At 23.3% G+C, this 5,709-nt stretch carries 6 protein-coding genes and 1 pseudogene; 5 read left to right on the forward strand and 2 right to left on the reverse strand.

Going from position 1 to position 5,709, the window contains the following annotated elements:
* The first annotated feature begins 331 nt into the window (after positions 1–331).
* Complete coding sequence (locus tag Q0H31_RS12780) at positions 332–703, forward strand: DUF4234 domain-containing protein (RefSeq protein ID WP_295298782.1); 372 nt, start codon at positions 332–334, stop codon at positions 701–703.
* A 348-nt stretch (positions 704–1,051) separates the two neighbouring features.
* On the opposite strand, the gene Q0H31_RS12785 is transcribed toward Q0H31_RS12780, so the two are convergent.
* Complete coding sequence (locus Q0H31_RS12785; RefSeq protein WP_295298784.1) at positions 1,052–2,053, reverse strand: NADP-dependent oxidoreductase; 1,002 nt, start codon at positions 2,051–2,053, stop codon at positions 1,052–1,054.
* A 504-nt stretch (positions 2,054–2,557) separates the two neighbouring features.
* On the opposite strand from Q0H31_RS12785, the gene Q0H31_RS12790 reads away from it, so the two are divergent.
* The 4 genes from Q0H31_RS12790 to Q0H31_RS12805 all read left to right on the forward strand — a co-directional run bounded on the left by Q0H31_RS12790 (position 2,558) and on the right by Q0H31_RS12805 (position 5,040).
* The gene (locus Q0H31_RS12790; RefSeq protein ID WP_295298786.1) at positions 2,558–3,022 is read left to right on the forward strand and encodes a hypothetical protein; all 465 of its coding nucleotides are present in this window, start codon (positions 2,558–2,560) and stop codon (positions 3,020–3,022) included.
* Positions 3,023–3,365: 343 nt separating this feature from the next.
* The gene (locus tag Q0H31_RS12795; protein ID WP_295298788.1) at positions 3,366–3,899 is read left to right on the forward strand and encodes a hypothetical protein; all 534 of its coding nucleotides are present in this window, start codon (positions 3,366–3,368) and stop codon (positions 3,897–3,899) included.
* A gap of 27 nt (positions 3,900–3,926) precedes the next feature.
* Entirely contained in the window at positions 3,927–4,499 is a 573-nt protein-coding gene (locus Q0H31_RS12800) for a hypothetical protein (protein WP_295298790.1), read from the forward strand.
* The gene (locus Q0H31_RS12805; RefSeq protein ID WP_295298792.1) at positions 4,480–5,040 is read left to right on the forward strand and encodes a hypothetical protein; all 561 of its coding nucleotides are present in this window, start codon (positions 4,480–4,482) and stop codon (positions 5,038–5,040) included. The genes Q0H31_RS12800 and Q0H31_RS12805 overlap by 20 nt, the downstream gene beginning before the upstream one ends.
* A 147-nt stretch (positions 5,041–5,187) precedes the next feature.
* On the opposite strand, the pseudogene Q0H31_RS12810 reads toward Q0H31_RS12805, so the two are convergent.
* Positions 5,188–5,634 (reverse strand): annotated as a pseudogene (locus Q0H31_RS12810) (hypothetical protein); the annotation flags it as partial.
* Positions 5,635–5,709 lie beyond the last annotated feature (75 nt).

Raw genomic sequence — 5,709 nt, forward strand, 5'->3', positions numbered from 1 at the left:
TAAATTATGATACACCTATGCTATACTTTAAGAAATTAAGGAATTCCTAACTGCAATATGTCTGGCTCCTGTGCAATTTTAATTTTATTGTGTGCATAGAGTTAATAATATTAATTTTAAGTATTTATTAATTTTTTATTTAATGTTTTTTATAATTCCAAAAACAAATATTTTGTTATTGATGCTGCTTTCTTAACCAAATAAAAAATCCAATAATACATTTATAAAAATATATGAATTAACAAAATATAACTGTTTATATATAAAACTAATTATTGACTTATACGTTTTTTTATTTAAACTTAAAATAAAAAATCTTTTAAAGGTATCTATGAAAATAGAAAATAAACCATTATTAAATGTTGCTTTGTTATCATTAATTACATGCAGGTTATATGTGATTTATTGGATTACTGTTACAACAAAAGATATTAATACATATATGGAAAATGAATACATGTCTCCCACATTGGCTTGTATATTATCAATAATAACTTGCGGATTATTTGACATATATTGGTTTTATAAATATGGAAATATTGTTTTTAATGATATGTATAAAAAATCTGATATTGATAGTTATGGAGAGAATGCTGTTGTCTTGGCATTGTTTTTTTTAATTCCTTTTGGATATATATATTCTGTTGTTACATTGCAGTCTAAGCTAAATATTATTTATGATAAGACTAATGATAATTCTTAATTTAATTAAAACTTGGGCGGGTGCTGAAAATTCTAATTAAATAAAATGGAAAATAAAATTATAATTGCAAAATAGACTATAAAAAATAAAGGGCGGGGTATGTAAATAAAGTTTTAAAATTTAAATTACATCTGCCCACCCTTTAATTTTTGGCTTTTATAAGTTGTTTTTATATTGTTTTTATTTTTGATTTTACACTGCTATTTTAATACCCACCCTGAATTTATTTAAATTTATAAAGCTTATTACCGCACGAATAGTGAAATTATAAATATTTGATTATTTTAAATTATAAATTCAATTATTTATAAAATCTGCATACCGTGCGTAAAAGTAATATAAAGCTAATTACATAGATATTATTATTTTTCCGTCTGTATGTTTTTTTATAACAGTTTTTAAAGCTTCTGAGGCATTATCTATATTAAATACTGTAGAATATATTTTTGGTTTTATATTTTTATCTTCTACAATTTTTGTGATTTTATTAAGCTGTGCTCCATCAGCACGTACAAACATAAAACGATATTCTTTTTGCTCTTTCATTGCTTTTTTATCATATTTAGAACCAGCGAGAGAAAATAATAATTTTTTGAAGAAAGAAAGTTTATTATCTTCAGCAAACTTTTTATTTGGACTAGTTCTTAAACTTAAAAGTCGACCTCCTTTTTTTAATACAGATAATTCTTTGTCAAATTCATTTGCTCCAAGTGTATCTATTACATAATCAACATTTGAAACGAATTCTGAGTAATTTTCTTTATTATAACTAATATATTTATCAACACCCAAATTAATAAAATGTTCTCTTAATCTTTCATTACCAGAAACTATAACATTTAACCCCAAATATTTTGCAATTGGAACAGCAAGCTCGCCAAAACTTCCAGAACCTCCTGTTATTAAAACACTTTCTCCTTGTTTAGCTTCCAATTCTTCAGTAAATGCTTGATAAGCTGTGAGAGCTGTAAGTGGTATTGCTGCAGATGTAATAAAATCATAATCTTTAGGCATAAGTGATACAAATTTACTATCTACTGCAACATATTCAGCAAAAGCCCCTATTTTTGATATAGGCAAACGAGTGTAAACTTTATCTCCAACTTTGAAATCGGTTACATTCTTGCCTACACTTTCAACTACTCCAGAACATTCATTTCCTAATGTTAATGGCATTTTATAATCCTGTATAAGTCTTACAGAACCCGTTAATATTAATATTTCAAGAGGATTTACTGCCGCAGCTTTTACTTTAATTAATATTTCATTGTCAGAAATATTAGGAATAGGAATATTTGCAACTTCTACATTTATATCTTTTGAATATTTTTTAATTTGTATAGCTTTCATACAATCTCTCCTTTTTTGTTTTTTAAAAAATAAATTTATATGGTATATAAATCAATATAAAATTTAAAGAATTTATTGTTACTAATGCAGTAACAATAATATTTGTATAGATAATGATACATATAAAACATATATTACAGTTCACAAAATAAATATATTTTAGAGTTTTTTAAAGTACTCCATAATTTTTTTATCAAAATTCATGCTGCCGCACGTTAAACTAAATTATAAAAAAGAACTAATTATAAATATTATTTTGATTATATATAGAGAGAGGCATTCAGCGTGCGTTAAGAATTCTATAAACATATATTTACATTGACAAAAAGTGTCTATATATTAGAATTGAAAACTATATATGATAAAATAATTTTAATTAAAGAATAGTTAAATAAAAATGAAGATTAAAAAGAAAAAAATGATAGCAAAGATAATGTAATAGTTCTTATACTATATCTCTTCTTATCTTTAATTATACCATCTACTGCAATATCATTTTTTGCTATGGCTGATAAAAATATACAAGAAAAAAAAGAAATAATATATAATGATAAAGAAATAATAGATAATAATAAACAAACTAATGCAGCAAATTTTGACAAAGAAGAACTACTTCAAAAAATAATAACATTATTATTAAGAGGAACTTCATCATCTAAATATAGCAGCTCAAAAGTGGATTTGAAAATTCTTGGTATAAGAGTATTAATTGTATATGGACTGACTTATATATTATCGCTTGCAATTACCGCACTTATAGCTCAAAAATATTATAATGAAGAGATAAAAATAAAAGAAGATATTAGAGAGACTATAGGAACAATATTAGTAGGGTTGATTACTCTGGCATTAATTGCATTCATTTTAATAGTAACAGTAATATATATGGAAAGTAATAGAGAATATTTAGCTTTCAGCGGAGTGATTTTCGGTTTTATAGCCTATATTATAATTAGAAAATTATCTTAAATTAATAATTTATATCGCATGTAAAACAAAATTAGTATGATTTAGTATAAATTTTATATCTGCACTTTTTGCAACTTTTTGCGGCGGGAAAAAGTTGAATAAAAAATTGACAGACTTAAAAATTTTTAGTATATACCTAAACAGCTATACCGTATTGACAAAAAAGGTATATATAATAATATAATGACGAGGATTATGGAAAAGTAAAATTATGCTGATATAAATTTAGCATTGTAATTTACACAATACGGTTTTATTTTCTATATAAAAGTCTATATTATAATAAATAAAAAAGTATTGTCTTTATATTTTTTCTAACCATAATATCTATAAAGGCTTAAAAATGAGTAAAAAAGAATCTGCAAAATCTATAATAATTTTTGCAATATTTTTGTTTTCACCTATTATAATACCTCCTGCTCTTATCATATTATTTTCTTACAGAGATACAAATATAGGATTTGCAAAAGAAGTAGAAATAAATATAAAAAATGATTTAGAAACAACTTATTTAAAAAATATATCAAAAGAAGAAAAAAAAGTGAACTTGATAACGTATATAAAAAATAGTTTCTTTATAAGATATTATACGGCAAAAGCTTTTTTTAATACTATATTTATGAGAGTTTCTTTGCTATATGCTATATTGGCTATATTTACAGGTATTATACCAAATACAAAGAATGAAATTAAGAAATTCTACAGAACAATGAAAGAGGATAAAAAAGGTTTGCTATTCACACTTTTTTTATTTGCAAATGTTATTACTATAACAGTTTTATGCGTTATTAATGCTAAAAGTAAAATAGAATATTTAGCATTTAGTGCAATAATTTTTAGAAAAATACTAGATACTTTCTTAGAAAAATATTCATAAATATATAGAGTAAAATATAAGGCAATTATGATAAGAAAACATAAAGAAGAAAATATTTATATAAAAGCCATTCTTCTTATTGTACCTACTATGGCAATAATTATAGGATTGATATTCTTTATTATTAATTCCACTACAATATTAACGAAGTATGATGTAGTAAAAAATAAATCAAAAACAATGGCTAAATATTCTAAAAAATATGATTTTATTAATGAAAATAAAGAATATGATTTACTTAATTCTATTATAAATTTTATAGCTCCTAACCGTATTCATTACAGAAAATTTGAATGTATTCCAGAGAGCTTATTTTTTAGAGTTACGATTATCTTTTTTCTTAGTTTTTCATCGGCTCAGTTTGGTGTTTTAGCAATTCGTAAAATAAAAAAAGAAAGATTAAATAAAAATGAGCTAATAATTAATTTTCTTTCATTTTTATGTATTGGAATTACTATATTTGATTTTCTTATGTTAAAAGATAATATTATAACTTCCAAAGAATATTTAAGTATAGCAGTAGGAATTATATTAGGTTTATTGTTAGCATTTAGTTATAAAGGAGATATAAGAAATATTTATGAAAGATATTATTTTTAATTTAATATACAAAATCAATATACCAGAAAATGATTTATTTAGAATAGCAGCATTATTTTTATGCTCTTTTATAATAGTATTTTTAATATTACTTTTAATTAAAGGAATTGGTGAAACAGTAGGAGATGGTGATAGTGTAATAGGTTTGGCAATAGCTATAATATTGGCAATAGGATTTTTTGGAATATCAGGCTTTTTTATAATAAAAAATATTGAAAACACTTATGAATATATATTTATAGCTATTGGCATTATAACGGCATTATTTAATTTGAATGAAGATAACATAAAAAAGACATTACTTGTTGCTTTTGTATTTTTTCTTATACTTTTATATGCAGCGTTTTTTAATGCTCCACCAATCATAAATGATGCCTCTATAAGCAATAAAACAAATAATTATACTAATAATTTGAAATCAACTTTATTAATTCAAAAAGACATTATTGAAACTATTTTAGGACCTTCAAATATTTTTACTATGGTTTTATTTGGAGATATTACATTAAAAGATGCTGTAATTATTTGTTATTATAATTAGTTATGTGATTATAAGAATTAAAAATAAAAAATAAAAATTATTTTACGCACGCAAAATAAAACTAAAAAATAAAGTATTTTAATAATTTTAATTTATTTATTTTTCATAACGAGTTTAGCGTGTGTAGGGTGAATTATATAATAAAAACTATTCACTCTTTTTATTATCCCTAAGGTGTTTGCTAATTAATAATACTACAAAAGATACTACACCGCCTAAAAAGAAAACTAATAATTCTACTATGCTCTCTATACTTCCACTCATATTAAGAATAGCCAAGTTTTCATGTATTTTATAAATAATAACCGAACTTATTATAATAATTAAAGCAAGTACAATAATATAATATTTATAAGAACCGTTTTTAAAAAATAGTATCTCTATCAAAACACCTATAATAGCACATCCCATCGTAAATATTATTATTAATCTCACATATAAATCTTTTGAATCCTCTTCAAAATCTACGTTAGGATACTCTCTATCTCTCCATCTGAGGTAGTTGCGGCGAATTTCTTTAATTTCTATACTACTATTAAAATCATAAGTATTTTCTAAAATAATATCTTCATCAGTTACTATATAGTTTGCGTTGTTGCACAGGAGCCAGACATATTGCAGTTAGGAATTCCTTAATTTCTTAAAGTATAGCATAGGTGTATCATAATT

This window comes from uncultured Brachyspira sp. (genome assembly GCF_934747485.1).
Classification (GTDB): Bacteria; Spirochaetota; Brachyspiria; order Brachyspirales; family Brachyspiraceae; genus Brachyspira.

Excerpts from the sequence above, each read along its gene's own strand:
- Q0H31_RS12800 (WP_295298790.1), top strand. The coding sequence starts at position 3,927 with ATGATAAGAAAACATAAAGAAGAAAATATTTATATAAAAGCCATTCTT.
- Q0H31_RS12805 (WP_295298792.1), top strand. The coding sequence starts at position 4,480 with ATGAAAGATATTATTTTTAATTTAATATACAAAATCAATATACCAGAA.
- Q0H31_RS12780 (WP_295298782.1), top strand. The coding sequence starts at position 332 with ATGAAAATAGAAAATAAACCATTATTAAATGTTGCTTTGTTATCATTA.
- Q0H31_RS12795 (WP_295298788.1), top strand. The coding sequence starts at position 3,366 with ATGAGTAAAAAAGAATCTGCAAAATCTATAATAATTTTTGCAATATTT.
- Q0H31_RS12790 (WP_295298786.1), top strand. The coding sequence starts at position 2,558 with ATGGCTGATAAAAATATACAAGAAAAAAAAGAAATAATATATAATGAT.
- Q0H31_RS12785 (WP_295298784.1), bottom strand. The coding sequence starts at position 2,053 with ATGAAAGCTATACAAATTAAAAAATATTCAAAAGATATAAATGTAGAA.